Raw genomic sequence first — 26,687 nt, forward strand, 5'->3', positions numbered from 1 at the left:
CGCGCGGATGCCGTCGAGCGCCTCGCGGGCGCCGAGGGCGAGGGTCGCGGCGTCGGGCGCGACCTCGTCGCCGATACGCGTGCCGAGGGCGCGCAGCATCACGCCCCACAGCGCACCGGAGGTGCCGCCCGCGCGGTCCGACCAGGCGTCGGCCGCCCGGACGAGCACGGTGCCCGCGCCCGCACCGGCGTCGTGCGCGTCGCGTGCGGCGCGACGGGCCGCGGTGGCTCCGCGTTGCATGCCGATGCCGTGGTCGCCGTCGCCGGCGACCGCGTCGATGCGCCCGAGCTCGTCGACGTGCGCGTCGATCACCGCGGCGGTCGCGTCGAGCGCAGCGCTGACGCGTGCCGCGGCACGGCGGGAGTCCTCGGAGGCCGGCGCCATCACGGCCTCCGAGGAGGTCTGCGGTTCGGGATCGGCCTCGACCGCCTCGCGCGGCGGGAGGGATCCCTTGCGGTAGCCGGGGGCGTCGGCGGGTGCCGCCCACAGGGTCTCGAGTTCCTCGTCGAGCCAGACCAGGGTCAGCGAGGCGCCCGCCATGTCGAACGAGGTGCAGAACTCGCCCACCTCGGGTTCGACGATCTCGACCCCCGCCTCCTCGAGACGGCGCGCGATGCCGCCGTACACGACGTACAGCTCCTCGTACTTCACCGACCCGAGCCCGTTCAGGATCACGGCCGCCCGCCGCCCGGTCGGAGCGTCGACCCCATCCGGCAGTTCGGCCAGCAGGCGCGTCACGAACAGCTCGGCGAGGCCATCTGCGGTGGGGATGTCCGCCTCCCCGATGCCCGGTTCGCCGTGGATACCGAGTCCCACCGCCATACGGCCCGCGGGGACGGTGAACAGCGGTTCGTCGGCGCCGGGCAGGGTGCAGCCCGTGAACGCGACGCCGAAGGATCGGGTGCGCTCGTTGGCGAGGGTCGCGACCCGCTCCACCTCGTCCAGGTCGTAGCCCGCCTCGGCGGCGGCACCCGCGACCTTGAACACCACCAGATCACCTGCGATGCCGCGGCGCTTGTGCCTCTCGGCCGCGGGCGCGCTCGAGATGTCGTCGGTCACGGTCACCGTGCGCGCATCGATGCCCGCGGCGCGCAGTTCGGCCTCGGCGGCGTCGAAGTTGAGCACATCACCCGCATAGTTGCCATACGACAGCAGCACACCCCCGCCGTGCTCCGCCGCCCGCGCCACCGACAACACCTGCTGCGTCGACGGCGACGCGAACAGATTCCCCATCGCCGCCCCATGCGCCAGTCCCGCACCGACCAGCCCCCCGAACGCCGGGTAGTGCCCCGACCCGCCGCCCACCACGAGAGCCACCGTGCCCGGCTCCGACCGGGTGGCGCGCACCACGCCGCCCGAGACGGGCCGGACGTGGGCGCGGTTCGCGGCCACGAAGCCCGCGATCAGCTCGTCGGCGAAGTCGGTCGGTTCGTTGAACAGGCGGGTCATCTGGTCTCCTCCGCGGGCATGGGGATCCGCCCGCATCTCTTCGATACGCGCAATGCGCGCCGCCCGCTTGCGTATGCGCGACGACCTCGCATCCGCCCCCGGAAGGGCCCGGTTCGGAACCGGACAACCGGATGACCTATGCTCCCCGAGCACCCTCGAACGCGTGTCGGTTCACGGCTAGAACCTGTCCGGCAGACGCAAGCCGCGTCGACCGCGCGCGGCGAGAGTGGCATGACCACGACCCGAGGAGGAGCCGCCGGTGACCTCACCAGCCATCGCCCCCGCGACCGACCCGTCGCCCTCGACCGCAGCGCGGCCGAGGACCGAGTCGGTGCACCGCCGGAACGCGCGGCGCACCGGGAGTAGGTACCTGTGGCTGTTCATCGTGCCGGCGGCCGCGTTCTACGTCTTCGTCGTGCTCATCCCGAGCATGCAGGGCGTCTTCTTCTCGTTCACCGACTGGAACGGCCTCTCGGCCGACTGGTCGTTCGTCGGCATCGACAACTTCGTGCGCCTGTTCGAAGACCCGGTGAGCATCAAGGCGATCGGCAACACGTTCCTCTACGCGATCCTGTCGACCGTCTTCGAGAACCTGTTCGGCCTGCTCGTCGCGCTCGCCCTGCACTCCCGCATCAAGAGCCGCAACGTGCTGCGCGTGCTGTTCTTCATGCCGGTCGTGCTGCTGTCGGTCGTGATCGCCTACCTGTGGCAGTACCTCTTCCAGGTCAACAACGGCGCCATCACCCAGCTGCTGCACGCCATCGGCCTCGCGGATGCCAACCCCAACTGGCTCGGCGACCCGAACCTCGTCGTCTTCTCGATCAGCGTGATCGTGATCTGGCAGTTCACCGGCTACACGATGGTGATCTACCTCGCGGGACTGCAGGGTGTCCCGCAGGAGCAGCTCGAGGCGGCCGCGATCGACGGCGCCGGACCCGTGCAGCGCTTCTGGTACGTCGTGCGGCCGCTCCTGGCGCCCGCGATCACCGTCAACATCATGCTCTCGCTCATCCGGGGCTTCATGATCTTCGACCAGATCTGGGTCACCACGGGCGGCGGGCCGGCCGACACTAGCCACTCCCTCTCGACCCTCGTCTACCGCACCGCGTTCCAGTTCGGAGAGCTCGGACGCGGCACCGCGATCGCGGTGGTCCTCGCCGTGATCGTCGGGATCCTCGGCTTCATCCAGTACCGCGGCCTGCTCCGGGGAGGCGCCAAATGAACCGCTACAGCTGGCGCACGGGGACGCTCGAGGGCGTCATGATCGTGATCGCGCTGATCTTCATGATCCCCGTCTACGTGCTGATCAACCTGTCGGTGCGGCAGCAGAGCGACCTCTCGTCTCCGCTCGCGCCGACCGCGAACCCGACGCTCGACAACTTCGGCGCCGCGTGGGCGCAGTCCGGGCTCGGGCAGGCGATGGTCAACAGCGCGCTCATCACGGTGATCAGCGTCGGGCTGCTCGTCGTGCTCGGCGCGGCGTGCGCCTACGGCCTCGCGCGGGCCACCGCGCGGTGGTCGCCGCCCGCGTTCTACCTCTTCATGATCGGCCTGCTCGTGCCGTTCCAGCTGGGGCTCGTGCCCCTGTACCGCAACTTCGCGGCGATGGGGCTGCTCGGCACGGTCGTGCCGCTCGTCATCATCTACGTCGGGTTGCGGCTGCCGTTCACGCTGTTCCTCTACACGACGTTCCTGCGCCAGATCCCCGCCGAGTACGAGGAGGCCGCGTCGATCGACGGCGCCGGCACCTTCGCCCGCTTCCGCCGGGTGGTCTTCCCGCTGCTGCGTCCGATCACGGGCACCGTCATCATCCTGAACGGCCTGTTCGTCTGGAACGACTTCCTCACCCCGCTGCTCTACCTGAGCGGCTCGGTGAACCGCACGGTGCCGCTCGCCGTCTACAGCTTCGTCAACGAGAACACCACGGTCTGGCCGCTCGTGTTCTCGGCCCTCATCATCAGCGTCATCCCCGTGCTGCTCGCGTTCTTCGTGTTCCAGAAGACCCTCATCCAGGGCTTCGCGAGCGGCGTCAAGGGCTGACGCCCCACGACCCCACCAGCACCACCGGACCCACCACCCACACAGCACTCTCACGAAAGGAACACCCACGATGCAGTGGAACCGCAAGTTCACGATCGGCGGCGCGGCCATCGCCGCCGTCGGCCTCCTCATGACCGGATGCGCGGCGCCCGACAGCGGTGGCGGCGCCACCGACGACGGCACCTTCCTGAAGATCGACTGGCTCGCCAACGAGAAGGCCGGCATGGACGCGGTGGTCGCCGCGTTCCAGGAGGCCAACCCCGACATCCAGGTCGTCGTCACGACAGCCGACACCGCGCAGTACCAGGCGTCGATCCGCACCCAGCTCGGCACCGGGACGGCGGCCGACGTCTTCTACGTGTGGCCGGGTGACGGTAACACCGCCGCCATCCGTCAGCTCGACAGCGGCGACTTCCTCACCGACCTGTCGGACGAGGCGTTCGTGTCGCAGTACCCGGACTTCATCAAGGACCTGGTGAGCATCGACGACAAGGCCTACATCATGGCGCCGCTGGCGACCGCGTTCACGCCGGTCTACAACCAGGACGCGCTCGAGGAGACCGGACTGACCCCGCCGGAGACCTGGAGCGACGTGCTCCCGTTCTGCGAGGCGGCCGCGAAGGCGGGCAAGGTCGCGTACGCGCTGGCGGGCAACAACCTCTACGCCGGCCAGGCGCCGTACTACAACCTGGTCGCCGACCTCGTCTACGGCAGCGGGACCGACTTCGACCAGCAGCTGCTCGACGGGGACACGACCTTCCCGGAGAACGACGGCTACGTCGAGGCGACCGAGAAGTACCAGGAGATGATCGACGGCGGCTGCTTCCAGCCGAACTCGACGGGAACCCCCTACGACGAGTCGAACCGCATGGTGGCGACCGGTGAGGCGCTCGGTCAGTTCCTGATCGGCACCCGCATCGCGGCCCTGCAGGCGGTGGCCCCCGACGGCGACTTCCGCATCTACCCGTTCCACAGCGACGACGACGAGAGCACCAACGCGGTGACCCTCTCGACGCAGGGTGGTGCGGCGATCTACGCGAAGAGCCCGCGACAGGAGACGGCGAAGAAGTTCGTGCAGTTCCTGGCAGACAACATCGAGCTGTACCAGGCCGCGATGCCGGGGACGATCCCGACCATCACCGCCGGGTACACGCCGGCGGATGAGAACGAGCAATTCCTGGTCGACACGATCGACGCGGGTCAGGCCGTGCATTACCTCAACCAGGCGTGGCCGAACGCCCGCATCGAGTCGGCGATGGTGAACGGCATCCAGGGTCTGCTGGTCGGCTCCGCCTCGCCCACGCAGATGCTCGAGTCGATGCAGAAGGAGTTCGACACGAAGTAGTCCCCCCGACGCGGACGGCCGCCCCTCTCGAGGAGGGGCGGCCGTTCCGTGTGCGCCGGGGACCGGGGCGGTTCAGAAGGTGAGGACGACCTTGCCGGCGAGGTGGCCCGACTCGAGGCGGCGGTACGCGTCGACGATCGACGCGAACGGGAACTCCGCCTCGATGCGCATGCGGAGGGCGCCGCCCTCCAGCTCGGATGCGATCCGGGTGACCAGCTCGCGGTCGAGGCCCTTGCGGCCCACGTAGCGCACCGCGTAGCGGGTGTCGTAGCCCGAGATGGTGTTGATCCGTTCGCGCGGCACGCCGAGTTCGAGCGCCGCCTCGATCGTCTCCGGGCCCTGGTGGTCGAGCACGACGTCGATGCCGTCCGGGGCGAGGGCGCGCAGCCGGTCGACGAGCCCGTCGCCGTACACGAGCGGTTCGACGCCCAGCTCGCGCAGCAGTCCGTGGTTGCGCTCGCTCGCCGTACCGATGACACGGGCCCCGGTGCGCACGGCGAACTGCGAGGCGAAGAAGCCGACCCCTCCCGCGGCCGCGCTCACGAGCACGGTGTCGCCCGGACCGGGGTCCTGCGAGGAGACGGCCACGGCGGCCGTCTGGACGGCGACCGGGATGGCGGCGGCCCAGGTCCAGGGGAGCCCGGCGGGTTTCGCGGCGAGGAGCGCGGCGGGCGCGGCGACGCGCTCGCCGATCACCCACTCGCCGGTTCCGAACACCTCGTCGCCGATCTCGAAGCCGCTCGCATCCGCGCCCGCCCCGACGATCACGCCCGAGAACTCGCGCCCGATGCCCGACGGCAGGGGAGCCACCGGCGTCGCCCCGCGCCGCACCTTGGTGTCGGCGGGGTTGAGCCCGGCGGCGCGCAGCTCGACGAGGTATCCGTCCGGACCGGGCACCGGGTCCGGCACCTCGACGAGCTCGAGCACCTCGGGACCGCCGTAGCGGGCGTAGCGGGCCGCGATCACGCGGCAGCTCCCGGGATCGCGGCGGCGCCGAGTCCGGCGCGCACCTCGTCGATCGTCTCGAGCACGCGCACCGAGGTCGCCAGCGGGTGCAGGGGCGACTCGACGAGTCCGTCGGCGATGTGCTGGGCCGCCCAGGCGGCCTGGCGGCAGAGCCCCTGGGTTCCGACGATGCCGGTGGGGTCGTCGTAGCGCAGCACGGGCTGGTTGCGGGCGTCGACGAGGGCGAAACCGCCGGGCTGCGGATGCCGGGAGTCGAGGTGGATGCGCCCGTCGACGCCGCCGATCGCGGCGTGGCTGGGGGTCCAGGTGCGCATGGTCGCGGTGACCGCGCCGAGTGCGCCGTCGTCGTGGTGGAGGGTCGCGACGAGCGTGTCCTCGACCCCCGTCACCGCGAGCGTGCCGCTCACCTCGACGCGGGTCGGCGAGCCGAGCACGAACTCGTGGAACCAGAGCGGGTACACGCCGAGGTCGAGAGCCGCACCGCCGCCGAGCGCGGGGTCGAAGAGACGGGCGCTCGGATCGACCACGACCCCGCCGAGGCCGATCTCGGCCTGGACGAACCGCACCTCGCCGAGCGCACCGTCGGCGAGCAGCTGCTCGACGACGCTGATCCGGGGGTGGAAGCGGGTGTGCATCGCCTCCATCGCGAAGCGCCCGGTGCGGCGGGCGACGTCGGCGAGCGCGCGTGCCTCGTCGGCGCTCGCGGCGAGGGGCTTCTCGACGAGCACGTGCTTGCCGGCCTCGAGCGCGAGGGTGGCGAGTGCGAGGTGCTGGGTGTGCGGCGCCGCGACGTAGACGATGTCGACCTCCGGGTCGTCGACGAGTGCGCGGTAGTCCGCATAGTTGCGCTCGACGCCGTGGGTCCCGGCGAACGCCGCGGCGCGCTCCGCGCTGCGCGAGGCGACCGCCGCGATGCGCTGGTCGGTGTTGCGGTGCAGCGTGTCGGCGAAGACCCCGGCGATGAAGCCGGGCGCGAGCACGCCCCACCTGAGGCGCGGCCCCCCGGTCAGCCGGGGGAGGACGGGCTCGGGCAGGGTGGAGGGGAGCGCCATGGCGTCAGCCTAGGTGCGCCTCCGGTGCCGCGACCGAGGATGGCGAGGTCGCGCAATGCCCTGACGCTGACGCGCAAGGCGCGTGCGGCTGGCGCCCACGCGCCAGCCCGTGACCGTCAGACGCAAACCGGGCATCGCCGCCCTCGGTAGTATCCGGTTCTGACGCCGACCATCGGCGTCGGGTCATGCCCGGGAAGGGGATGCGATGACGGATGAGGCCGCCCCCGGCCCTCGTCGCCCCAAGCGGGTCACCCACGAGGACATCGCGCGAGCCTGCGGGGTGTCCCGGGCGACGGTGAGCTACGTGCTCAACGACGTACCCGGTCGCATGATCTCGGATGCCACGCGCGAGCTCGTGCTGCGCACCGCGCGCGAGCTCGGCCACGTGCCGTACGCCCCCGCCCGCATGCTCCGCCTGGGACGCAGCGACGTCGTGCTCGCGCTGGTGCGCGACTTCTCGCCGGGGTACATCTCCAACGCCCTGCTGCGCAAACTCGACGTGGCCCTCGCCGAGCGCGGCTTCGTGCTGCTCATCCATCGCTACGACGAGTCGCTGCGCTCCGTGCAGGAGCTGTGGCAGCTGGTGTCGCCGAGCCTCGTGGTGGTGATGGGCGGCCTCACGATCTCGGAGCAGGAGGGCCTCGAGTCGGCCGCGGCGCGGGTGCTGCGGGTGCACGGCACGATGCCGAACGTGCGGATCGGGCGCATGCAGGCCGATCACCTCACGGCGCGCGGGCATCGGGTGATCGGGTACGTGCTGCCGAGCGAGCCGAGCCTGCAGCTGATCGCGGGCGAGCGACTGCGGGGCATCCAGGAGGAGTGCGCCGCGCTCGGGATCCCGGAACCGGTCGTCTGCACGGTCGACCCGACCGACATGGACTCGGTGAGCGCCGCGCTCGACGTGTTCCTCGCGACCGAGGGGCTCACGGCAGTCGCCACCCACAACGACGAGATCGGCTTGCTGCTCGTGAGCGCTCTGCAGGCGCGGGGGCTCGAGGCGGGGCGGGATCTCGCGATCATCGGCGTCGACAACATCCCGTCCGCCCGCGTCGACCTGACGACGGTCGAGATCGACGTGGACCTCTGGGGCGACGACGTGGTCGCGTCCGCCCTCGCGCTGCTCGACGACGAGGAGCCGACGACGATCTCGCACGAGCTGCTGCGGGTCATCGAGCGCCGCACCGCCTGAGCGCTGTCGTCGGCGTGTCGCCCGTCGTTCCGGGCGTTGCCGAGTCGTGACTTGACGCCGTCGGTTACACGAGTAAGTTGGACGTCACTTACACGAGTAACGTGACACGAGTAACCGTCACGTGGACCATCGCCGAAGGAGTCGATGATGAGCACAGCGAACGCGCCGGCCGTACGGATCGACCGACTCGAGGTCATGCGCCTGGCCGCCGGCCGGTGGACGGTCGATGAGCGCGGCGCCGGAGAGGCGTACTTCGACGTCGTGCACCTCGTGGCGGGCAGCGCCCGCCTCGGCACCGAGCCGCCGCTGCTGTGCAGCGGAGAGCTCGCGGTGATCGCGGGAGGCGGCCCGGTCGTCATCGAGGTCGCCGACGGTGCCGAGCTCATCATCGTCCGCATCCCGGAGGGCACCGCCGGCCCGCACGCCCACGCCATGCGCGCCGCCGCCGGACGGGTGCTCGCGACCGAGCAGGGCACCTCGGGCCTCGTCGCCCACCTGCTGCGCGGACTCGCGGCGCAGGGCGAGGCCTGCACCGAGCACCCCGTGCGCCTCGCGCAGCACATCGTGGGACTCGTCGGCCTCATGTGCCTCGACGCGGCCGACGACGACGCCGGATGGCGCCCCGCCATGCTGCGCGACGCCGTCGAGTACATCGAGCAGAACCTCGGCGACCTCGACCTCACGCCCGACCGCATCGCCGCCGCCCAGAACATCTCGACGCGCACCCTGCACCGGTTGTTCGAGCGCGAGGGGATGACCCTCGGGGGCTGGATCCGCGCCCGTCGCCTCGAGCACTGCCGCATCGAGCTCGTCGACCCCGCGCACCTCGGCGCATCCGTGAGCGCGATCGGCGCCCGGTGGGGGCTCTGGGACGCGGCGCACTTCAGCCGGCTGTTCAAGGCCACCTTCGGCGCCTCGCCGCGCGCCTACCGCCAGGCCGCGCTCGACGACGGACTGCGCGCGAGCGCCTAGGCGCGGCGGGCACGGGCAAGGACGCGTCGGGCGTAGGCAAGAACGCGCGCGCCTCGCACACCACGCTGGACCTGCAGAAGGACACGGAGGACATCGGTGAAGGAACTCAAGGTCGCGCTCATCGGAGCGGGCTTCATGGGCCGGGCGCACAGCCTCGCCTACGCGCTCGCCCCCATCGCGAGCCCGCTCGGGGCGACGATCGTGAAGCAGGTGCTCGTGGATGCGAACGCCGAGCTCGCGGCGGGCGCGGCCGAGCAGCTCGGCTGGGCGGAGTCCGGAACCGACTGGCGCGAGGTGGTGTCGCGCGACGACATCGACATCGTCGACATCTGCACGCCGCCCCAGTTCCACGCGGAGATCGCCCTCGCCGCCATCGAGGCGGGCAAGCACGTGTTCTGCGAGAAGCCCATCACGAACGACCCCGACGAGGCCCGTGCGATCGTCGCGGCGGCCGCCCGCGCCGGAGTCGTCACCCAGGTCGGCTACAACTACCGGCACACCCCGGCCGTCGCCTTCGCGAAGAAGCTGCTCGACGAGGGCCGCCTCGGCACCCCGCTGCAGTTCCGCGCCCAGTACGCGCAGGAGGTCGGGTTCTGGGCCGACCCGAACCGCTGGCGCGCGCTCAAGGCGACCGGCGGATCCGGCACGGTCGGAGATATCGGCTCGCACATCATCGACATCGCGGAGCATCTGTTCGGCGACATCGTGCGCGTCGCGGCACGCGCCCGCAGCTACGGCGGCGACGGGTGGCGCGCCGAGTCGGAGCGCCTCGACGGCGACCTGATCGACGACGCGGCCGTGTGGCTCGCGGAGTTCGCGAACGGCGCGATCGGCACCTTCAGCGTCAGCCAGTTCTCGGTCGGCCGGAAGAACCGGGTGTACTTCGAGTTCGACGCCTCGAAGGCGGCCGTGCAGTTCGACTGGAACGACCGCGAGGTGTTCCGGGTGGCGTACGTCGACGAGGAGCCCGATCACCGCGGCTTCCGTCTCATCCACACCAACGACCAGCACCCCGACGGCTGGTGGCGGCTCGCGGGACTCGGCACCGGGTACCCCGACGTGTCGGCGATCCAGTTCCAGCACTTCATCCGCGCGATCGTCGACGGCACGCCGACCGCACCCGACTTCGCGCGGGCGGCGCACGTCGAGGACGTCGTGGCCGCGGTGTACCGCGCCGCGGCATCCGACAGCTGGGTCGACGTCGTCGAGGGCGGCGCGCACTGATGCCGGAGAACATCCGCTTCGGCACCAACATCATCGGCTTCTACGAGTCCGGATGGTGGGGGCTCGAGCCCGGGATGAACCACCCGCGCTGGAGCGAGGCGTTCTGGCAGAACCCGCGTCACTACTTCGACGGGATGCTCGACGGCGTGCGCGACGCCGGTCTCGAGGGCGTCGAGCTCGCCCCCGATCCCGCCGGCTGGGAGGCCGCGCTCCGGGTGTACGGCAGCCCGCGCGGATTCCAGGACGCCCTCGACGAGCGCGGCCTCGTCCTCAGCTCCAGCTACGCGCACGGCCGCCAGCTGATCGGCGACGCGATCGCCGACCCCGCCCTCATCCCGCGTGCCGACGACGCGTTCCGCCGGCACGCGGAGTTCCTCGCGGAGCTCGGGGCGGCGACGATCGTCACCGGCAACCTGCCCCGCAGCCGCTTCGGCAACGAGAGCCCCGACGACACCGCGACCGAGGAGGACTTCACCCGTCCCGTCGACCGCGACGTGCACGAGCGCTTCGCCGAGCACCTGAACCGTCTCGGCGCGATCACGATCCAGCACGGCGTCAAGATCGCGGTGCACACGGACGCGTACTCCATCTGCGCGCGCAACGAGGACATCGCGACCGTGTTGTCGCTGACCGACCCCGACTCGATCGCGCTCTGCCTCGACGCCGGTCACACGACGCTCGACGGCGGCGACGCCGTCGCGGTGCTCCGCGACCACCTCGACCGCATCCCGACCATGCACTGGAAGGACTGCATCGGCCCTAAGTCCGGCCACCTCCAGCGCGGCGACCAGAAGCAGCGGCACGAGCAGACGCTCCGATCGTTCCGCATCCTGGGTTCCGGCATCGTCGACTGGGAGGAGTGGATGCGGATCCTGCGCGACCACCGCTGGCGCGGCTGGGCGACCGAGGAGATCGACAACTCGCCCGACCCGGTCGAGGAGCTGCGAGCGGGGCTCGCCTACTTCCGCGAGCACCTCGCCCCGATCTACCGGTGACCGCCGTGCCCGCCCCCGACGTCATCCCCGTGCACGGCACCGCCGCCGAGCCGTTCGGCGAGCTGCGCGAGGTGTTCGCGCGCGCGGTCGCCGCGCAGGGGGGCGGGGGAGCTGCGCTCGCGATCGTGCGGGACGGCGAGCTCGTGGTCGACCTGGTGGGCGGCGGGTACGCGCCCGACACCCTGCAACTGGTGTTCTCGGTCTCGAAGGGGATCACGGGCATCGCGGCGGCGCACGCCTCGTCCGCGGGCCTGCTCGACCTCGACGAACCGCTCGGCGCCTTCTGGCCCGAGTTCGCACGCCCCGCGACGGCCGAGATCACGACCCGCATGGTGCTCTCCCACCGTTCCGGGATCGCCTCGCTCGACCGCTCGCTCAGCTTCGCGGAGATCATCGCGGGGGTCGGCGACGAGGCGGTCGCCGCCCAGGACCCCTACTGGGAGCCCGGGACCCGTCACGGCTACCACGCCTTCACCTACGGACCCCTCATGGACGGCGTCTTCCGTCGTCGACTCGGGGTGACCGTGGGGGAGTACCTCGCGCGGCACATCACCGGGCCCCGCGCGCACGAGATCTGGCTCGGGCTGCCCGACGAGTACGCCCCGCGCGTCGCCCCCGTGAGCTACCTGCCGGCCGCCATCTCCGCGACGCGGGCCGCCTTCGTCGCCGCGAGCGGCATCCCCACGGGCACGACGGCGGCTCTCGCCCGCGAGATGGACGTCTACAACCAGCCCGAGCTGCTGCGCGCCGGGTTCCCGTCGACGAGCGGTGTCGCGAGCGCGCGGTCGCTCGCGCGGCTCTTCGCCGAGACCCTCGAGGGGCCGCTGCTCGACGACGCGGCGCGCGCCACCTTGCGCACCCAGCTCGCGCGCGGCACGGATGCCGTGCTCGGCGTCGAGACCGCCTACTCCGCCGGGATGCAGCTGCCGTGGCCGCAGCTGCCGTGGCTCGGCGCGAGATCGTATGGACACGAGGCGGCGGGCGGCTCCTTCGCCTTCGCCGACCCGGACGCCGGTGTCGCCGTGGCCTGGACCACCGACGTCCACCCGCGCATGGCGGGCGCCAGCCCCGCCGGACTCGCGCTCGTCGCCACCATCCACCACTGCCTGCGGTCCGCCGACGGCACCGAACCCGGGAGACACGCATGAACGCACCCCTCATCGAGCACATCGGCATCCTGGTGCCCGACCTGGAGGAGGCGATCGAGCGCTGGTCGACGGTGACCGGCTACACCTTCAGCCCGATCGGCCGCTACCGCACCGACCGCTACGCCGACCACAGCGACGCGACCCCGCACCACCACGACGCGCGCATCTCGTTCTCGCTCGAGGGCCCTCCGCGCATCGAGCTCATGGAGGTCACCGGCGACGGCACGCACGGGCCGGAGCAGCTGGGCATCCACCATCTCGGCATCCAGAACGTGGCCGACCCGGAGGGCCGGCGCGAGCTGCTCGCCGAGCAGGGTGTCGCGATCGACGGCTGCTCGTTCGACGCGGATGGCCGGATCCTGCTGATGTTCACCGACAAGTCCTTCCTCGACGGCATCCGCGTGGAGTTCATCTCGCCGCTGCCGGGCCCGCTCGTCGCCGACGACGGCTCTCCGCTGTGGCGCGACCCGGTCACCGGCAAGGCGAGCCTCTGGGGTGCGCCCACCCGGTGATCGGGGTCCTCGAGGGCGTCGCCGTCATCGGCGTGATCGTCCTCATCGGCTACCTGTGCGCGCGGCTCGGGGTGTTCGGCGGCGAGACCGCGAACGCGCTCAGCCGGGTGGCCTTCTACGTCGCGACGCCGGCGATCCTGTTCCGGATCCTGTCGCACGCCGACCTGCGGGTGCTGTTCTCGGACTACATGGCCGTCGCCGCGGTCAGCGCGGTGGCGAGCGGGCTCATCTACCTCGCGCTCGCGCTGTTGTTCTTCCGCCGACCTGCGGGTGCGACCGCGATCGGCGCCGCATCGGCGATGTTCCTCAACTCGAACAACATCGGCGTGCCCGTCGCGGCGTTCGTGATCGACGACCCCCAGGCGATCGCGGCCGTGCTCGTGCTGCAGCCGATCGCCTTCACGCCCGTGCTGCTCGCCGTGCTCGGCGCGACGTCCGGCACGCCGCGCTCGATCGGGCGCGTGCTCACCCAGCCGCTGCGCAACCCGGTCATCGTGGCCGCCGCGGCCGGCGTCGCCGTCGCGCTGCTCGGCATCGAGCTGCCCGCCGTGGTGGAGGTACCCGTCGATCTGCTGGCCGACGCCGCGATCCCCGTCGTGCTGCTCGCGTTCGGCGTGTCGCTCGTCGGGCGCCGGGTGCTGGAGCCCGGTGCCGACCGGGCGCCGATCATCGCGGCCACCTCGATCAAGGCGGTCGTGATGCCGGTGGTCGCCTGGATCGTGGCCGAGCCGCTGCTCGACCTCGATCCCGCCGTCGTGTTCGCGACGGTCGTCGTGGCGGCGCTGCCGACCGGTCAGGTGATCTACACCTACGCGTCGCGGTTCGACCGGGGCGTCGTGCTGGCCCGCGACGTCGTGCTGCTGACGACCGTCGCGGCCGTGCCCGTGCTGCTCGTGATCGCCGCACTGCTGCATCCGTGACCGGGAGGTGCAGGACGCTGGCACGCGGGGGCAAGCGCGCCGGCGGGTCGCGCGCGAGCATGGCGGCATGCCCAGTGATCTGACCTCCCGCGAGCAGTTCGAGGCCGGCCTCGCCGTGCGTCGCGCCGTTCTCGGCGACGCCTACGTGGACCGCTCGCTCGACTCCGTCGACGACTTCACCCGCGACCTGCAGGAGCTCGTGACCGAGTACTGCTGGGGCCGGGTCTGGACGCGCGAGGAGTTGCCGCGTCAGACGCGCAGCATCCTGAACCTCGCCATGATGACGGCGCTCAACCGTCCCCACGAGCTCGCCATCCACGTGCGCGGGGCGCTCACCAACGGCGTCACCCGGGTCGAGATCCGCGAGGTGCTGCTGCAGGCCGCGATCTACTGCGGCGTCCCCGCCGCGCTCGACGCGTTCCGCGTGGCCCGGCAGGTCTTCGACGACGTCGACGCCGAGGCCGCCGGGGGCGGGCGATGAGCGGATTCGGAACCGCCTCCTCCACGGCGCGGCTGCCGCTGCTCGACCGGGCACCCGACCAGGTCGCCTACGTGGTGCCCGAGCTGCGGCCGGCCGTCGAGCGGATGGCGCGCGTGCTGGGCGTCGGCGAGTGGCTCGTCTGGGACTACGACGGCGCCTACGTGCCCCGCCGCCGCTACCTCGGCGAGGACGCGGAGTACCGCTCCATCGTCGCGATGCCCGCCTACGGTCCGGCACTCGAGATCATCCAGCCCTTGACCGGCCCGAGCATCTACACGACCTTCCTCGAGGAGCGGGGCGCGGGACTGCACCACATCGGGTACTACGTGCCGTCGGTCGCCGACGCGCGGGCGCACTTCGCGGCGCTCGGCGTCGCCGAGGTGCTGAGCGGCGGCGGTCACGGGGTGGACGGCGACGGGGAGTACGCCTTCTTCGACCTGCGTGACGTGGTCGGCTCCTATGTGGAGGCGATCGAGGCTCCCGCGCGGCGTCACCCGCCGCACGACCGCATCCGGGTGGCGCTGTGACACGTCCGCCGTACGCCGAACTCGCGGCCCGTTCCGACGGGTTCGCGGGCACCTCCTGGGGGGTGTACGGCGCGGACGACGAGCTCGGCACGATCCAGGAGGCCACGGCGGAGCGGGCCGCATCCGCGGCGCGGCTGGTGCGGCGCGGCGCGGTGTTCCCGCTCTCGCTCCCCCTCGACGAACCCGACCCGCCGCTGTTCGGGCGGCGCAGCATGCGCCACACGGTCGTGGCGGAGCCGACCTCGCTCGACGACCGCTACGACGACCTGCATCCGCAGGCGTCGAGCCAGTGGGATGCGCTGGGGCACGTGCGGCATCCGACCCTGGGCTTCTACAACGGCGCCCCGGCCGATTCGGTGGGGATCGGCCGGGGCAGCCGCCTCGGCGTCGATCGCTGGGGCGAGCGAGGGATCGCGGCGCGCTTCGTGCTGCTCGACGTCGCGCGCCGACGCGCGGTGGAGGGTCGCCCCGTGCGCTGGGACCGTCGCGACGAGATCGGTGTCGCCGACCTCGAGGACACGGCCCGGGCGCAGGGCGTCGAGGTGACGCCCGGCAGCATCGTGCTCATCCGCACCGGATGGCTCGCGGGCTTCCGTGCGGCACCCCGTGAGGAGCGGGCCCGGATCGCCGCCATGGTGCCGAGCGACGACATCAGCCGCGACCGCGAGCTGATGGCGCCCGCCCCCGGCCTCGCAGCGCAGGAGGATGTGGCCGCCTGGCTGTGGGATCACGCGGTGGCCGCGGTCGCGGCCGACAACCCCGCCCTCGAGGCCATGCCGTTCTCGCGGGAGGACGTCGACGGCTGGCTGCACTACCGCCTCATCGCGATGCTCGGCATCGCGGTCGGCGAGCTGTGGGAGCTCGACCCCCTCGCGGCCGACTGCGCCGCCGACGGGGTGTGGGAGGGGTTGCTGACGGCTGCACCCCTGCGCGTGGCGGGCGGCATCGGTTCGCCCGCGAACGCCCTCGCCCTGAAATAACCTGGGCTGGCAGCCGGGAGCAACTACCTGGCGGGCGCGTGCATGTCGCGACGACGGGTCCTGACCGATCCTGAGCGGAGGCGGAGCCCATCCGCCGTCCGCGGCCGTCCCGACCGCGACACCCTTCAAGGAGGAAGACGTGATCACACCCTTCGGAACGCGCGGCCGCCGTGGCCTCGCGGTGGGCGCTCTCGCCCTGGCCGGCGCCCTGCTCGCCGGCTGCTCCGGCACCCCCGGAACCGGCTCGACCGACGACGGCGACGGTTCGCTCACCGTCGGCATCGTCAGCTACGACACCACGACGCTCGCGGCCAAGGCCGAGACCGACGCCGCCAAGTCCGCGATGGAGGCGGAGGGCTGGGAGGTCGTCACCCAGGACCCGAAGGGCGACGCCGCGCAGGCCAACACGATCTGCACGCAGTTCATCACCCGCCAGGTCGACGTCATCGTCATCTCGGTGTTCGACACCACGCAGATGGCCCAGTGCATGACGGGGGCCGCGAGCGCCAGCATCCCGGTGTTCTACCTCGCGGGCTCGCTGCAGGACGGTGTCGCGGGCGCGATCTCGACCACCGTCGCGCCCCCCATCAACGAGTACATGATCGACCAGATCAAGGACCTCCCGAAGCTCAAGATCCTCGCCATGACCCTGCAGCCCGGCGCCCCCTGCCGCGCGCGCGAGGCCGACCTGGACGAGAAGCTCGAGGCCGCCGGGCTCTCGGACAAGATCGAGAAGCACGAGGTCGTCGTGCCCGGCCAGGTGACCGACGCGCAGAACGCGACCGCCGCGTGGCTGCAGGCGAACCCCGAGAGCGAGGGCTCCGACCTCGTGATCTGGGCCTGCTTCGCCGACCCGGCGATGGGCGCGTACGCCGCGCTGCAGCAGGCGGGCCGCCAGGTGCCGATCTACACCTGGGACTTCTCGGCGCAGGTCGTTGAGCCCCTCCGCAACGGCTCGCTCGCGGCCGTGCTCGCGATCGACTCGGCGGGCGAGGGCGCGCAGATCGTCCAGCTCATCAAGGACCACCAGGCGGGCGGGGAGCCGCAGGAGGTCGACGCCGCGACCACGGTCGTGACGCCCGACAACCTCGACGAGTTCCTCGCGGACCACCCCGAGTTCGCGAGCTGACGCTCCCACCCGTCTGAAGGAGACATCCGCATGATCGATGCCGCGCAGCCCACCCCGCTCATCAGCGCCCGGGGGCTCACGAAGTCCTTCGGGGCGGTGCGTGCGCTGCGCGGCGTCGGTCTGGACATCCTCCCCGGGCAGGTGCACGGGCTGGTCGGCGCCAACGGCGCCGGCAAGTCCACGTTCCTCAACATGCTCGCCGGAGTGGTCACCCCCGACGGCGGCGAGCTGCTCGTCGACGGGCGTCCGACCGTCGTGAGCTCGCCGCGGCACGCCGCCGACCTCGGCTTCGCGTTCATCTACCAGGAGCTCGCGCTCGTGCCCGAGTTCTCGGCGATCGACAACATGACGATCGGCGTGCGGCCGACCACCTTCCTCGGTCTCGGCGACGCCCGGCGGCGCAAGGCCATCGCGCGGGAGGTGGCCGCGCGGCTCGACCTGCGCTTCCCGCTCGACAAGCCGGTGCGCGACCTCTCGATCGCCGAACGCGGGCTCGTGGCCATCGGGCGCGCCCTCGTCGGCGACGCCCGCTTCGTGTCGATGGACGAGCCCACCGCGAGCCTCTCCGACGTCGAATGCGAGCGGCTGTTCGACATCGTCCGCGAGCTGACGGCGTCGGGCGTCGCGGTCGCCTACGTGAGCCACCGCCTCGACGAGATCGAGGAGCTCTGCGACGCGGTCACCGTCTTCAAGGACGGCCAGGTGGTGGCCTCGCACGAGCGCGGCGGCTACACCCGCGACGACCTCGTGCTGGGGATCACCGGCGCGCGCGACGTGCGGGAGACCGTCGAGTCGCCGGACGCGCCCGTCTCGCGCGACGCGGAGGTCGTGCTGTCGGTGCGCGGACTCGCGCGCGGACCGCGCGTGCACGACGTGTCCTTCGACCTGCGGCGGGGCGAGATCCTCGGCCTCGCCGGCGTCGTGGGGGCGGGCCGCACCGAGACCCTGCGACTGATCTTCGGCGCCGAGCGCCCCGTCGTCGGCGAGATGACGCTCGGCGGCGCCCCGTACCGTCCGCGATCGGTCGCCGACGCGATCGGCCGCGGCGTCGCCCTGGTGCCCGAGGAGCGGCGCTCGCAGGCCCTCGTGATGGACGAGTCCGTGCTCGTCAACACCAAGATGGGCGGATGGCGCTCCGCGCGCGCCGTGAGCTGGCTCCCGTTCGTCGCCGACGGCAGGGCGCGCGCCACCGCCCGCACGATGGTCGAGCGCCTCGGCATCAAGACCGGATCCATCAACTCCGCCGTGCGCACCCTCTCGGGCGGCAACCAGCAGAAGGTGGTGTTCGCGCGCTGGCTGTCGCGCGACGTCGGCATCATGCTGCTCGACGAGCCCACGCGCGGCGTCGACGTCGGGGCCCGTCGCCAGATCTGGGCGACCGCCGAGGAGTTCGCAGCGGCCGGAGGCGCGGTCGTCGTCGTGTGCAGCGAGCTCGAGGAGCTCGCCGTCTGCCATCGCGTCGTCGTCATGGTCGAAGGCAGGACGGTCGGCGAGATCGCCGGTCCCGGCGTCACCGAGGCCGACATGCTCGAGGCCATCTACACCCAGGAAAGGACGTCCTCGTGACCCTCACCGAGAGCCCGCAGGCTTCACCCGAGCTGCCCACCCGCAGCCTCGCCGCGCGCATCGGACGCCGCACCGCCGCCATCCTCGGCCGGTACGGCGCGCTCATCGCGCTCGGCGTGCTGCTCGTCATCTTCTCGTTCGCGTCGCCGTACTTCCTCACGATCCCGAACCTCCTGCAGGTGCTGAACCAGTCGGCGCTCGGCGCGATCGTGGCGGGCGGGCTCACGCTCGTGCTCGCGAGCGGGCAGTTCGACCTCTCGATCGGCTACATGGCGAGCCTCGCGGGCATCATCGTGACGATCCTCATGCTGCAGGGCGTGCCGATCCCCGTCGCGATCGTCATCGCGCTGCTCGCGGGCGTCATCGTGGGGGTCGTCAACGGCTTCCTCGTGACGGTCCTCCAGGTCAACGCGCTCGTGGCGACACTCGGCACCGGGAGCGCCCTCATCGGCGTCAACTACTTCATCTCGGGCGGTACGCCGCAGCCGGTGTCGACCCAGTTCCCGGAGTTCCTGCAGATCGCGATCGGGAGCTGGCTCGGCATCCCGAAGCCCGTGTTCTACATGGCCGGGGCGCTGCTCATCCTCTGGATCGTGCTCAACAAGACCGACTTCGGCCGCAACCTGCGCGCGACGGGCGGGAACGTCGAGGCCGCCAAGCTCGCCGGCGTGCGCACGGGGGGCGTCACGACCGCCGCCTTCGTGATCGCGGCGCTGTTCGCCTCGATCACCGGGGTGCTGCTGGCCTCCTCGATCGGCAGCGGGCAGCCGACCGGCGGCGACAACTACACGCTGTCGTCGTTCGCCGCGGCGTTCCTCGGCTCGACGGTGCTGCGCGAGGGCCAGTTCCACATCGTCGGAACCCTCGTCGGCGTCGTCACGGTGGCGGTGGGCTTCAACGGGCTCGCGCTCGTCGGGGTGCCGTCGTTCGTGCAGTTCCTGTTCCAGGGCATCCTGCTGATCGCCGCCGTCGCCTTCAGCAGCATCGGCCGGCGGCTCAGCAGGGAGTGACCGGGCGCATGACGCTTCCCGCCGTCGACCACATCGGCATCCTCGTGCTCGACCTCGAGGAGGCCGTGGAGCGCCACCGTCGCGTGCTCGGGCTCGAGTTCAGCGTCGCCGGCCGCTACCGCACCGATCGCTATGTCGACGAATCGGATGCATGCCCGCACCGGCATGATGCGCGGTTCGTCGTCTCGCGGGGCGCGACCCCCCGGATCGAGCTGCTCGAGGCCACCGGCGACGGCACCCACGCTCCCCGGCACGCGGGCGTGCATCACCTCGCGTTCACGGGCATCGCGGATCTCGACGCCGAGTACGACCGAGTGACGGCCGCCGGCGTGCGGGTGGAGGCGCAGAACACGGATGACGACGGGCGCCGACTGCTGTTCTTCGCGGCCGCCGAGCCGTGGAGCGGAACCCGGCTGGAGCTCGTCTCCGCGCTGCCCGGACCGATCGTGCTCGACGACGGCACCCCCGCACCGCGCGATCCCCGCACCGGCCGGCCGAGCGTGCTGATGGCGGAAGGAGAGAGCCGATGACCGAGGTGCCCGTCTACCGCGAGCTGCCGATCTCCCCGGAGCATCCGCCGAGATCGTCCTGGGGCGTGTGGGGCGCCGACGACGAGATCGGCGCCATGAACCTGCTGACGCCCGAGCGCACCCTCGCCGCCTCCCGGCTGGTGCGCCGTGGCGCGACGTTCTCGCTCAACTGGGAGCTCGATCAGCCCGACCCGCCGATCCTCGGGCGCGGCGCGCTGCAGCACACCGTCATCGACGGCCCGTCGGGTCCCGACGACCGCTACGACGCGTTCTATCCGCAGGCCTCCAGCCAGTGGGACGCGCTCGCGCACGTGCGCCATCCCCGCTACGGCTCCTACAACGGCTGGCCGACCTCCGCGCTCACCGCGGAGCATTCGCGCTTCGGCATCGACGCCTGGGCGCGGCGGGGTCTCGCCGGCCGCTTCGTGCTCGTGGACGCCGCCGGCTATCTCGCCGAGCGCGGGGATCCGATCGACGGGGGCACGAGCCGGGCGATCTCGCTCGCCGAGCTGCGCGCGATGCTCGACGCGCAGGGCGTCGCCCTCACCCCCGGCACCTTCCTGCTGCTCGACGTGGGTTGGATCGACTGGTACCTGGCGAGCGACGACGCGACCAGGCGGCGCCTCGCCGCGGGGGCCGACTTCTCCACCACCGACCACGACCTCGAGCACTTCTTCCCCGCCCCCGGCCTCAGCCGCGCCGAGGAGATGGCCGAGTTCCTGTGGGACTCCGGCGTGGTCGCCGTGGCCGCCGACTGCCCCGCCGTCGAGGCGATGCCGATGCAGCGCGACGACTCCGACGGCTTCCTGCACTACCGGCTCGCGGCGCTGCTCGGCATCGGCATCGGCGAGATGTGGGACCTGCGCGCGCTGGCCGCCGACTGCCGGGCCGACGGGGTCTACGAGGGGTTCCTCGCCTCCGCGCCGCTCAACAAGCGCGGCGGCACCGGCTCCCCGGCCAACGCCCTGGCGTTCAAGTGATGCGCGTCGCGGTCGTCGGTCTCGGGCGCATGGGCGGCGCCCTCGCCGTGCGCCTGGTGGGTGCGGGCCACGAGGTGCACGGGGCCGACCCCGTCGCCGCCGTGCGGGATCGGCTCGTCGCGGCGGGCGGCAGCGCATCGCCGACGGCCGCGGAGGCGATCGCTGCAGCGCAGGTCGTCGTGCTGCTGCTCCCCGACTCGAACGCGGTCGAATCCGTGCTGCGGGATCCGGTGGTGCGCTCCGCCCTCGCGCCCGACGCGATCGTGGTCGACTCCGGGTCGTCCGACCCGGCGCGCACGCGCGCCCTCGCCGAGGAGCTCGCCGCGGCGGGCGTCGACCTCGTCGACGCGCCCGTCTCGGGCGGGGTGCTGGGGGCCGAGAACGGGACGCTGACGGTCATGGCCGCGGGGCCGGACGCGCTGCTCGATCGCGTCGCGCCGGTGATCGAGGTGTTCGGCCGCGTCGTGCGCGTCGGTCCGGTCGGGGCGGGTCACGCCGTCAAGGCGCTCAACAACCTGCTCTCGGCCTCCCACCTGCTGCTCACGAGCGAGGCGGTGCTCGCCGGGCGCAGGTTCGGCGTCGAGCCGTCGGTGCTGATCGACGTCGTCAACGGCTCCAGCGGGCGCAGCGGATCGTCGGAGCTCAAGTGGCCGCGCTACATCCTGCCGGGCACCTTCGATTCGGGCTTCGCGCTCGCGCTGATGGTCAAGGACGCGCGGATCGCGCAGGGGCTGCTCGCGGAGACCGGGGTCGACAGCGCGGTCGCCCGGGCCACCCTCGCGGCCTGGAGCCACGCGCTCGACGAGCTCGCACCCGGCGCCGACCACACCGAGATCGCGCGGTGGCTCGAGCGGTGAGCGCGCCCGCCGCCCCGGGACGCGAGGGCGCGGCGTTCGCGCCGACGGTCGTCGCCTTCGGCGCGGCAGGACTGGTCGCCTTCGCCGAGCTGTACGGGGTGCAGGCGCTGCTGCCGGCGATCGGTCGCGAGTTCGCGCTCAGCCCGTCCTCGGCCGCGCTCGTGCAGTCGGCCGGCGCACTGGGACTCGCGGCGGCCGTCATCCCCTGGTCGCTCGCCGCGCGTCGCATCCGTCGCGGGCGACTGCTGCGCATCGCCGTGATCGCGACGATCCTGCTGAGCCCGCTCGTCGCCGCGACCCAGGGGCTCGTCCCGCTGCTCGCCGTCCGATTCCTGCAGGGGGCCGTGCTGGCCGGGATCCCGGCCCTCGCGGTGACGCATCTCGGCGACGTGCTCGACCGCTCGCGCGCCGCCGCGGCGGCCGGGTGGTACGTCGCGGGCACGGCGATCGGCGGGCTGAGCGGGCGGCTCGTGGCGGGCACCGTCGGGGCCCTCGGCGACTGGCGGTTCGCCCTCATGGCCGTGTCGCTGCTGTCGGCGATCGCGGCCGCCGCGTTCCTCGTGCTCACCCCGCGCGTCGTCGAGCTGCCCGATGCGCCCGGAGCCGTGCGGCGCGCGCTGCGCGATCCGCGGATGTGGACGCTGTGCGTGCTCGCACTCCTGCAGATGGGCGCGTTCGTCGCGGTGTACAACTTCATCGGATTCCGCCTGCTGCATCCGCCCTTCGGCCTCCCCGACATCACCGTGACGGCCGTGTTCGTCGTCTACCTGGCCGGTTCGTTCACGGCGACCCGCTCGGGTCGGCTCGTGGCGCGCCTCGGTCGGCGCCGTGTCGTCGCGGCGGCGCTCGCCGCCCAGACCCTGGGCGCGCTCGTGACGCTGCCCGACTGGCTTCCCTCGATCGTCGCGGGCCTCGTCGTCGTCACGGTCGGGTTCTTCGCCCTGCACGCGGTCGCGGCGGGGTGGGTGGCCGAGCTCGGGCGGGGGAGCGCGCTGCCCTCCGCCCTCTACACGATCGGCTACTACCTGGGCGCGGGGATGCTCGGGTGGTCGCTCGGTCTCGTCTACGACGGAGCCGGGTGGTCGGGGCTCGTCGGCGCCGTCGTCGCCCTCGGGGCGTCGGCCGCGATCATCGCGGCGGCGGGGCTGCGGCGGAGGGCCGCGGCGTGAAGCTCGGATTCGTGCTGCCCGTCGAGGGCGAGGTCGCGACCCGCGCGGCGGTGCTCGACACCGCGCGCGCCGCCGAGGCGTGCGGGGCGGACAGCGTCTGGACGACCGACCGCATCCTGCAGCCGGGGGCCCCGCCCGGCGGCTACCCCTACTCGGAGGACCGCGGGGCGATCGCCTTCCGCACCGGCCGCGCCTGGCTCGAGCCGATCGCGACGATGGGGCTCGTCGCGGGGGTGACCGAGCGGGTGCGCATCGGCACGAACGTGCTCGTGGTGCCGTACCGGCATCCGGTGGTGCTCGCGCAGGAGCTCGCGACGCTCGACGCCCTCTCGGGCGGTCGCATCCTGCTCGGCACCGGCATCGGCTGGATGGCCGAGGAGTTCGCCGCGCTCGGCGTCCCGCGGTCCGAACGCGGGGCGCGCACCGACGAGTCCATCCGGCTCATGCGCGAGCTGTGGCGCTCCCCGGACGCCGTGCACTTCTCGGGCCGCTTCTGGACGGTCGACAACATGGGCCTGCCCGCCCGTCCCGCCCGGCCGGGCGGTCCGCCGATCCTGGTCGGAGGGAACACCGAGGCCGCCGCGCGCCGCGTCGTCGCCCTCGGGGACGGATGGCTGGGAGCCGACCTGACGCCCGCCGAGACGACGGCGTTCCTCGCCCGGCTGCGCGAGCTCGGCGCGGAGCCGGGCGCGCTCGAGCTCTCGATGCGGATCCGCGTCGAGCCGGGCGAGGAGGATCGCGGTGCGCTCCGGGAACGGCTCGACGCCTACGCCGAGACCGGCGTCGACCTCCTGGTGGTCGACGTCATGAACCAGCCCGACCCCGTCGCCGCGGTGGAGGTCGTCTGCGGCGCGTAAGCTCGATCCAGTGGGACTCGCCTCGCTGATTCCGGTGCTGGCGCGCGCCCATACCCTCCGCGATGCGCTCGCCGAGGCCCGATCGGACGCCGACTTCACCGCCGTCGAGGGTCTGCGCGTGCCGCTGCTGGCCGGGCTGCTCGCGCGGCGCGGCGAGGCGGCGGGCGCGGGGCAGGCGCTGCTCGCGATCGTCGCGACGAGCCGCGAGGCGGAGGCGGTCGCCGCATCCGTCGCGAGCTGGAGCCCCGACGCGCTCGTGCTGCCGTTCCCCGCGTGGGAGACGCTGCCTCACGAGCGCCTGAGCCCGTCGCCCGAGACGGTCGGCCGGCGCCTGCGCAGCCTCCGCGAGCTGCGCGCCTGGCACGAGGGTCCGCGCGATCGCCCGCTCGTGCTCGTCGCCTCGGTGCGCGCCGCCCTGCAGCCGCTCGCCCCCGGACTCGACGCGCTCGACCCGGTCGTGCTCGCGGCGGGCGCACGCGGCTACGACCTCGCCGCGCTCGGCATCCGGCTCGCCGAGATGGCGTACGCGCGCGTCGACCTCGTCACCCGTCGCGGCGAGTTCGCGATGCGCGGCGGCATCCTCGACGTCTTCCCGCCCGACGCCGAGCACCCCGTGCGCGCCGACTTCTTCGGCGACGAGCTCGAGCAGCTGCGGGCGTTCTCGGTCGCCGATCAGCGCTCGCTGCCGGGCGACGTGGGCCCCGTCGAACTCGCCCCCGCCCGCGAGCTGCTCATCACGGATGCCGTGCGCGCCCGCGCGAAGGAGCTGCAGCACGAGTACGAGGCCATCGCGCCCATGCTCGCGAAGATCGCCGAGGGCATCCCCGTGGAGGGCATGGAGTCGTTGACGCCCGCCCTCGTCGGGCGACTCGTGCCGCTCACCGACTACCTCCCCGAGGATGCGGCGGTCGCCGTGCTGTCGCCCGAGCGGGTCGCGACCCGCGCCCTCAGCCTCGCCGAGACGAACCGCGAGTTCCTCGAGGCCGCCTGGAGCGCGGCCACGGCGGGCGCCGCCGCGCCGATCGACCTGCAGGCGAGCCTCGACACCGGCGACTTCCTGACGGTGTCGGGCCTGCGCGCCGCCGCCCGTCCGCGCACCTGGTGGACGGTCAGCCCGTTCGCCTCCGACGACGAGGACGCCACCGGTGTCGAGGGTCGCGCGATCCCGAGCTTCGCTGGCCAGGCCGACGGCGCCGTCGGGCACGTCGCCTCGCTCGTGAAGGGGGAGTGGTCGGTCGCGATCGCGGCCGCCGGAGCGGGACTCGTCGACCGGGCCGCGCAGGTGCTCGCCGAGCACGAGGTCGCGGCCCGCATCGTCGACGCCGTCCCCGCCGAACCGGAGGCGGGCGTCGCGTACCTCGTCACGGCATCCGTCGAGGCGGGCTTCGAGCAGGACGAGGCGCGCTTCGCCGTGCTCTCGGAGGCCGAGTTCTACGGGCGTGCGGCCGGCATCGACTCGCGCCAGCCGAAGAAGCTCGCGAGCCGGCGTCGCACCGTCGTCGACCCGCTGCAGCTGAAGCCGGGCGACCCCGTCGTGCACGAGACGCACGGCATCGGGCGGTTCATCGAGCTCGTCACCCGCGAGGTCGCGGGGGGTGGGCGCGTCTCGCGCGGTCCGCTCGGCACCCAGCACGAGAAGGTCACCCGCGAGTACCTGGTGCTCGAGTACGCGCCGTCGAAGCGCGGGCAGCCGGGCGACCGGCTCTACGTGCCGACCGACCAGCTCGATCAGCTCACCCGCTACGTCGGCGGCGAGAACCCGGCGCTGTCGAAGATGGGCGGGTCCGACTGGGCGGCCGCGAAGGGCAAGGCGCGCAAGGCGGTGCGCGACATCGCCGTCGAGCTCGTGAAGCTGTACAGCGCCCGGATGGCGAGTCCCGGCTTCGCCTTCAGCCCCGACACCCCCTGGCAGCGCGAGCTCGAGGAGGCGTTCCCCTTCGCCGAGACGCCCGACCAGCTGCAGACCATCGACGAGGTGAAGGCCGACATGGAGCGGCCGATCCCCATGGACCGCCTCATCTCGGGCGATGTCGGCTACGGCAAGACCGAGATCGCGGTGCGCGCCGCGTTCAAGGCCGTGCAGGACGGCAAGCAGGTGGCGGTGCTCGTGCCGACGACGCTGCTCGTCAAACAGCACCTGGAGACGTTCCAGGAGCGCTTCGCCGGGTTCCCCGTGCACCTGCGCGCCCTCAGCCGATTCCAGACCGACAAGGAGTCGAAGGACACCATCGACGGGCTCGAGCGCGGGGAGGTCGACGTCGTGATCGGCACCCACCGCATCCTGTCCGAGTCGGTGCGCTTCAAGGATCTCGGGCTCGTGATCATCGACGAGGAGCAGCGCTTCGGCGTCGAGCACAAGGATCAGCTGAAGAAGCTGAAGACCAACGTCGACATCCTGGCGATGAGCGCCACGCCCATCCCGCGCACGCTCGAGATGGCGGTCACCGGCATCCGCGAGATGTCGACGCTCGCGACCCCGCCCGAGGACCGGCACCCGATCCTCACCTTCGTGGGCCCGCGCTCGGAGAAGCAGATCGCCGCCGCGATCCGGCGCGAGCTGCTGCGCGAGGGCCAGGTGTTCTTCGTGCACAACCGCGTCTCGTCGATCAACAGGGTGGCATCGGAGCTCGCGGAGCTCGTGCCGGAGGCGCGCATCGCCGTCGCGCACGGCAAGCTCACCGAGCACCAGCTCGAGCAGGTGATCGTCGACTTCTGGGAGCGGCGCTTCGACGTGCTCGTGACGACGACCATCATCGAGACCGGCATCGACATCGCGAACGCCAACACCC

At 72.4% G+C, this 26,687-nt stretch carries 25 protein-coding genes; 22 read left to right on the top strand and 3 right to left on the bottom strand.

The annotated features are described in order from the left end of the window. The coding region (locus NUH29_RS04825; protein WP_258797887.1) for a dihydroxyacetone kinase family protein at positions 1-1,449 on the bottom strand (1,449 nt) is incomplete at its 3' end. Positions 1,450-1,708: 259 nt separating this feature from the next. Between NUH29_RS04825 and NUH29_RS04830 the strand changes: the two genes are divergently transcribed. The 3 genes from NUH29_RS04830 to NUH29_RS04840 all read left to right on the top strand — a co-directional run bounded on the left by NUH29_RS04830 (position 1,709) and on the right by NUH29_RS04840 (position 4,834). After that, complete coding sequence (locus tag NUH29_RS04830; RefSeq protein WP_258797888.1) at positions 1,709-2,671, top strand: carbohydrate ABC transporter permease; 963 nt, start codon at positions 1,709-1,711, stop codon at positions 2,669-2,671. After that, positions 2,668-3,489 (top strand): carbohydrate ABC transporter permease, encoded by an 822-nt coding sequence (locus tag NUH29_RS04835; protein ID WP_258797889.1) that lies wholly within the window; start codon positions 2,668-2,670, stop codon positions 3,487-3,489. Before NUH29_RS04830 ends, NUH29_RS04835 begins: the two co-directional genes overlap by 4 nt. A gap of 70 nt (positions 3,490-3,559) precedes the next feature. After that, positions 3,560-4,834 carry an ABC transporter substrate-binding protein gene (locus tag NUH29_RS04840; protein WP_258797890.1) on the top strand — a complete coding sequence of 425 codons (1,275 nt, stop codon included), beginning with the start codon at positions 3,560-3,562 and terminating at the stop codon, positions 4,832-4,834. Positions 4,835-4,906: 72 nt separating this feature from the next. Here NUH29_RS04840 and NUH29_RS04845 read toward each other — a convergent pair whose 3' ends face one another. Continuing rightward, entirely contained in the window at positions 4,907-5,800 is an 894-nt protein-coding gene (locus NUH29_RS04845; RefSeq protein ID WP_258797891.1) for an NADP-dependent oxidoreductase, read from the bottom strand. Beyond that, complete coding sequence (locus NUH29_RS04850; protein ID WP_258797892.1) at positions 5,797-6,852, bottom strand: Gfo/Idh/MocA family protein; 1,056 nt, start codon at positions 6,850-6,852, stop codon at positions 5,797-5,799. The genes NUH29_RS04845 and NUH29_RS04850 overlap by 4 nt, the downstream gene beginning before the upstream one ends. A gap of 205 nt (positions 6,853-7,057) precedes the next feature. Between NUH29_RS04850 and NUH29_RS04855 the strand changes: the two genes are divergently transcribed. The 19 genes from NUH29_RS04855 to NUH29_RS04945 all read left to right on the top strand — a co-directional run. Further along, a complete protein-coding gene (locus tag NUH29_RS04855) occupies positions 7,058-8,041 on the top strand; it encodes a LacI family DNA-binding transcriptional regulator (protein ID WP_258797893.1) in 984 nt (327 codons plus the stop codon). A 147-nt stretch (positions 8,042-8,188) separates the two neighbouring features. Next, positions 8,189-9,013 carry a helix-turn-helix domain-containing protein gene (locus NUH29_RS04860; RefSeq protein ID WP_258797894.1) on the top strand — a complete coding sequence of 275 codons (825 nt, stop codon included), beginning with the start codon at positions 8,189-8,191 and terminating at the stop codon, positions 9,011-9,013. A gap of 96 nt (positions 9,014-9,109) precedes the next feature. Continuing rightward, positions 9,110-10,237: a Gfo/Idh/MocA family protein gene (locus tag NUH29_RS04865; protein WP_258797895.1), complete on the top strand. Its 1,128-nt coding sequence runs from the start codon at positions 9,110-9,112 to the stop codon at positions 10,235-10,237. Continuing rightward, positions 10,237-11,232: a sugar phosphate isomerase/epimerase family protein gene (locus tag NUH29_RS04870; RefSeq protein WP_258797896.1), complete on the top strand. Its 996-nt coding sequence runs from the start codon at positions 10,237-10,239 to the stop codon at positions 11,230-11,232. The genes NUH29_RS04865 and NUH29_RS04870 overlap by 1 nt, the downstream gene beginning before the upstream one ends. Further along, on the top strand, positions 11,229-12,380 hold the full coding sequence (locus NUH29_RS04875; RefSeq protein ID WP_258797897.1) for a serine hydrolase domain-containing protein: 1,152 nt from the start codon (positions 11,229-11,231) through the stop codon (positions 12,378-12,380). Before NUH29_RS04870 ends, NUH29_RS04875 begins: the two co-directional genes overlap by 4 nt. Further along, positions 12,377-12,892, top strand: coding sequence for a VOC family protein (locus NUH29_RS04880; RefSeq protein ID WP_258797899.1), 516 nt, complete (start codon positions 12,377-12,379; stop codon positions 12,890-12,892). Before NUH29_RS04875 ends, NUH29_RS04880 begins: the two co-directional genes overlap by 4 nt. Continuing rightward, positions 12,889-13,812, top strand: a complete 924-nt coding sequence (locus NUH29_RS04885) for an AEC family transporter (RefSeq protein ID WP_258797900.1) — start codon at positions 12,889-12,891, stop codon at positions 13,810-13,812. Before NUH29_RS04880 ends, NUH29_RS04885 begins: the two co-directional genes overlap by 4 nt. 67 nt (positions 13,813-13,879) lie before the next feature. Next, a complete protein-coding gene (gene pcaC / locus NUH29_RS04890) occupies positions 13,880-14,293 on the top strand; it encodes a 4-carboxymuconolactone decarboxylase (RefSeq protein WP_258797901.1) in 414 nt (137 codons plus the stop codon). Further along, entirely contained in the window at positions 14,290-14,820 is a 531-nt protein-coding gene (locus tag NUH29_RS04895; protein ID WP_258797902.1) for a VOC family protein, read from the top strand. The genes pcaC and NUH29_RS04895 overlap by 4 nt, the downstream gene beginning before the upstream one ends. After that, positions 14,817-15,800 (top strand): cyclase family protein, encoded by a 984-nt coding sequence (locus NUH29_RS04900; RefSeq protein WP_258797903.1) that lies wholly within the window; start codon positions 14,817-14,819, stop codon positions 15,798-15,800. The genes NUH29_RS04895 and NUH29_RS04900 overlap by 4 nt, the downstream gene beginning before the upstream one ends. Positions 15,801-15,939: 139 nt before the next feature. Next, positions 15,940-16,929, top strand: coding sequence for a sugar ABC transporter substrate-binding protein (locus NUH29_RS04905; RefSeq protein ID WP_258797904.1), 990 nt, complete (start codon positions 15,940-15,942; stop codon positions 16,927-16,929). A gap of 30 nt (positions 16,930-16,959) precedes the next feature. After that, positions 16,960-18,495, top strand: coding sequence for a sugar ABC transporter ATP-binding protein (locus NUH29_RS04910; protein ID WP_258797905.1), 1,536 nt, complete (start codon positions 16,960-16,962; stop codon positions 18,493-18,495). Then, positions 18,492-19,505: an ABC transporter permease gene (locus NUH29_RS04915; protein ID WP_258797906.1), complete on the top strand. Its 1,014-nt coding sequence runs from the start codon at positions 18,492-18,494 to the stop codon at positions 19,503-19,505. The genes NUH29_RS04910 and NUH29_RS04915 overlap by 4 nt, the downstream gene beginning before the upstream one ends. Before the next feature lie 8 nt (positions 19,506-19,513). Beyond that, positions 19,514-20,035 (top strand): VOC family protein, encoded by a 522-nt coding sequence (locus tag NUH29_RS04920; RefSeq protein ID WP_258797907.1) that lies wholly within the window; start codon positions 19,514-19,516, stop codon positions 20,033-20,035. Next, positions 20,032-21,015, top strand: a complete 984-nt coding sequence (locus tag NUH29_RS04925; RefSeq protein ID WP_258797908.1) for a cyclase family protein — start codon at positions 20,032-20,034, stop codon at positions 21,013-21,015. Before NUH29_RS04920 ends, NUH29_RS04925 begins: the two co-directional genes overlap by 4 nt. Further along, positions 20,916-21,872 carry an NAD(P)-dependent oxidoreductase gene (locus NUH29_RS04930; RefSeq protein ID WP_258798421.1) on the top strand — a complete coding sequence of 319 codons (957 nt, stop codon included), beginning with the start codon at positions 20,916-20,918 and terminating at the stop codon, positions 21,870-21,872. Before NUH29_RS04925 ends, NUH29_RS04930 begins: the two co-directional genes overlap by 100 nt. After that, positions 21,869-23,041 carry an MFS transporter gene (locus tag NUH29_RS04935; protein WP_258797910.1) on the top strand — a complete coding sequence of 391 codons (1,173 nt, stop codon included), beginning with the start codon at positions 21,869-21,871 and terminating at the stop codon, positions 23,039-23,041. The genes NUH29_RS04930 and NUH29_RS04935 overlap by 4 nt, the downstream gene beginning before the upstream one ends. Then, positions 23,038-23,898: a TIGR03619 family F420-dependent LLM class oxidoreductase gene (locus NUH29_RS04940; RefSeq protein WP_258797911.1), complete on the top strand. Its 861-nt coding sequence runs from the start codon at positions 23,038-23,040 to the stop codon at positions 23,896-23,898. Before NUH29_RS04935 ends, NUH29_RS04940 begins: the two co-directional genes overlap by 4 nt. Before the next feature lie 10 nt (positions 23,899-23,908). Next, positions 23,909-26,687, top strand: a 2,779-nt coding sequence (locus NUH29_RS04945; RefSeq protein WP_258797912.1) for a transcription-repair coupling factor, incomplete at its 3' end; no start/stop codon positions are given.

Origin of the sequence: Protaetiibacter mangrovi, from assembly GCF_024752305.1 — a bacterium.
Taxonomy (GTDB): domain Bacteria; phylum Actinomycetota; class Actinomycetes; order Actinomycetales; family Microbacteriaceae; genus Homoserinibacter; species Homoserinibacter mangrovi.

Excerpts from the sequence above, each read along its gene's own strand:
- NUH29_RS04835 (WP_258797889.1), top strand. The coding sequence starts at position 2,668 with ATGAACCGCTACAGCTGGCGCACGGGGACGCTCGAGGGCGTCATGATC.
- NUH29_RS04840 (WP_258797890.1), top strand. The coding sequence starts at position 3,560 with ATGCAGTGGAACCGCAAGTTCACGATCGGCGGCGCGGCCATCGCCGCC.
- NUH29_RS04850 (WP_258797892.1), bottom strand. The coding sequence starts at position 6,852 with ATGGCGCTCCCCTCCACCCTGCCCGAGCCCGTCCTCCCCCGGCTGACC.
- NUH29_RS04855 (WP_258797893.1), top strand. The coding sequence starts at position 7,058 with ATGACGGATGAGGCCGCCCCCGGCCCTCGTCGCCCCAAGCGGGTCACC.
- NUH29_RS04860 (WP_258797894.1), top strand. The coding sequence starts at position 8,189 with ATGAGCACAGCGAACGCGCCGGCCGTACGGATCGACCGACTCGAGGTC.
- NUH29_RS04870 (WP_258797896.1), top strand. The coding sequence starts at position 10,237 with ATGCCGGAGAACATCCGCTTCGGCACCAACATCATCGGCTTCTACGAG.
- NUH29_RS04880 (WP_258797899.1), top strand. The coding sequence starts at position 12,377 with ATGAACGCACCCCTCATCGAGCACATCGGCATCCTGGTGCCCGACCTG.
- pcaC (WP_258797901.1), top strand. The coding sequence starts at position 13,880 with ATGCCCAGTGATCTGACCTCCCGCGAGCAGTTCGAGGCCGGCCTCGCC.
- NUH29_RS04895 (WP_258797902.1), top strand. The coding sequence starts at position 14,290 with ATGAGCGGATTCGGAACCGCCTCCTCCACGGCGCGGCTGCCGCTGCTC.
- NUH29_RS04910 (WP_258797905.1), top strand. The coding sequence starts at position 16,960 with ATGATCGATGCCGCGCAGCCCACCCCGCTCATCAGCGCCCGGGGGCTC.
- NUH29_RS04920 (WP_258797907.1), top strand. The coding sequence starts at position 19,514 with ATGACGCTTCCCGCCGTCGACCACATCGGCATCCTCGTGCTCGACCTC.
- NUH29_RS04925 (WP_258797908.1), top strand. The coding sequence starts at position 20,032 with ATGACCGAGGTGCCCGTCTACCGCGAGCTGCCGATCTCCCCGGAGCAT.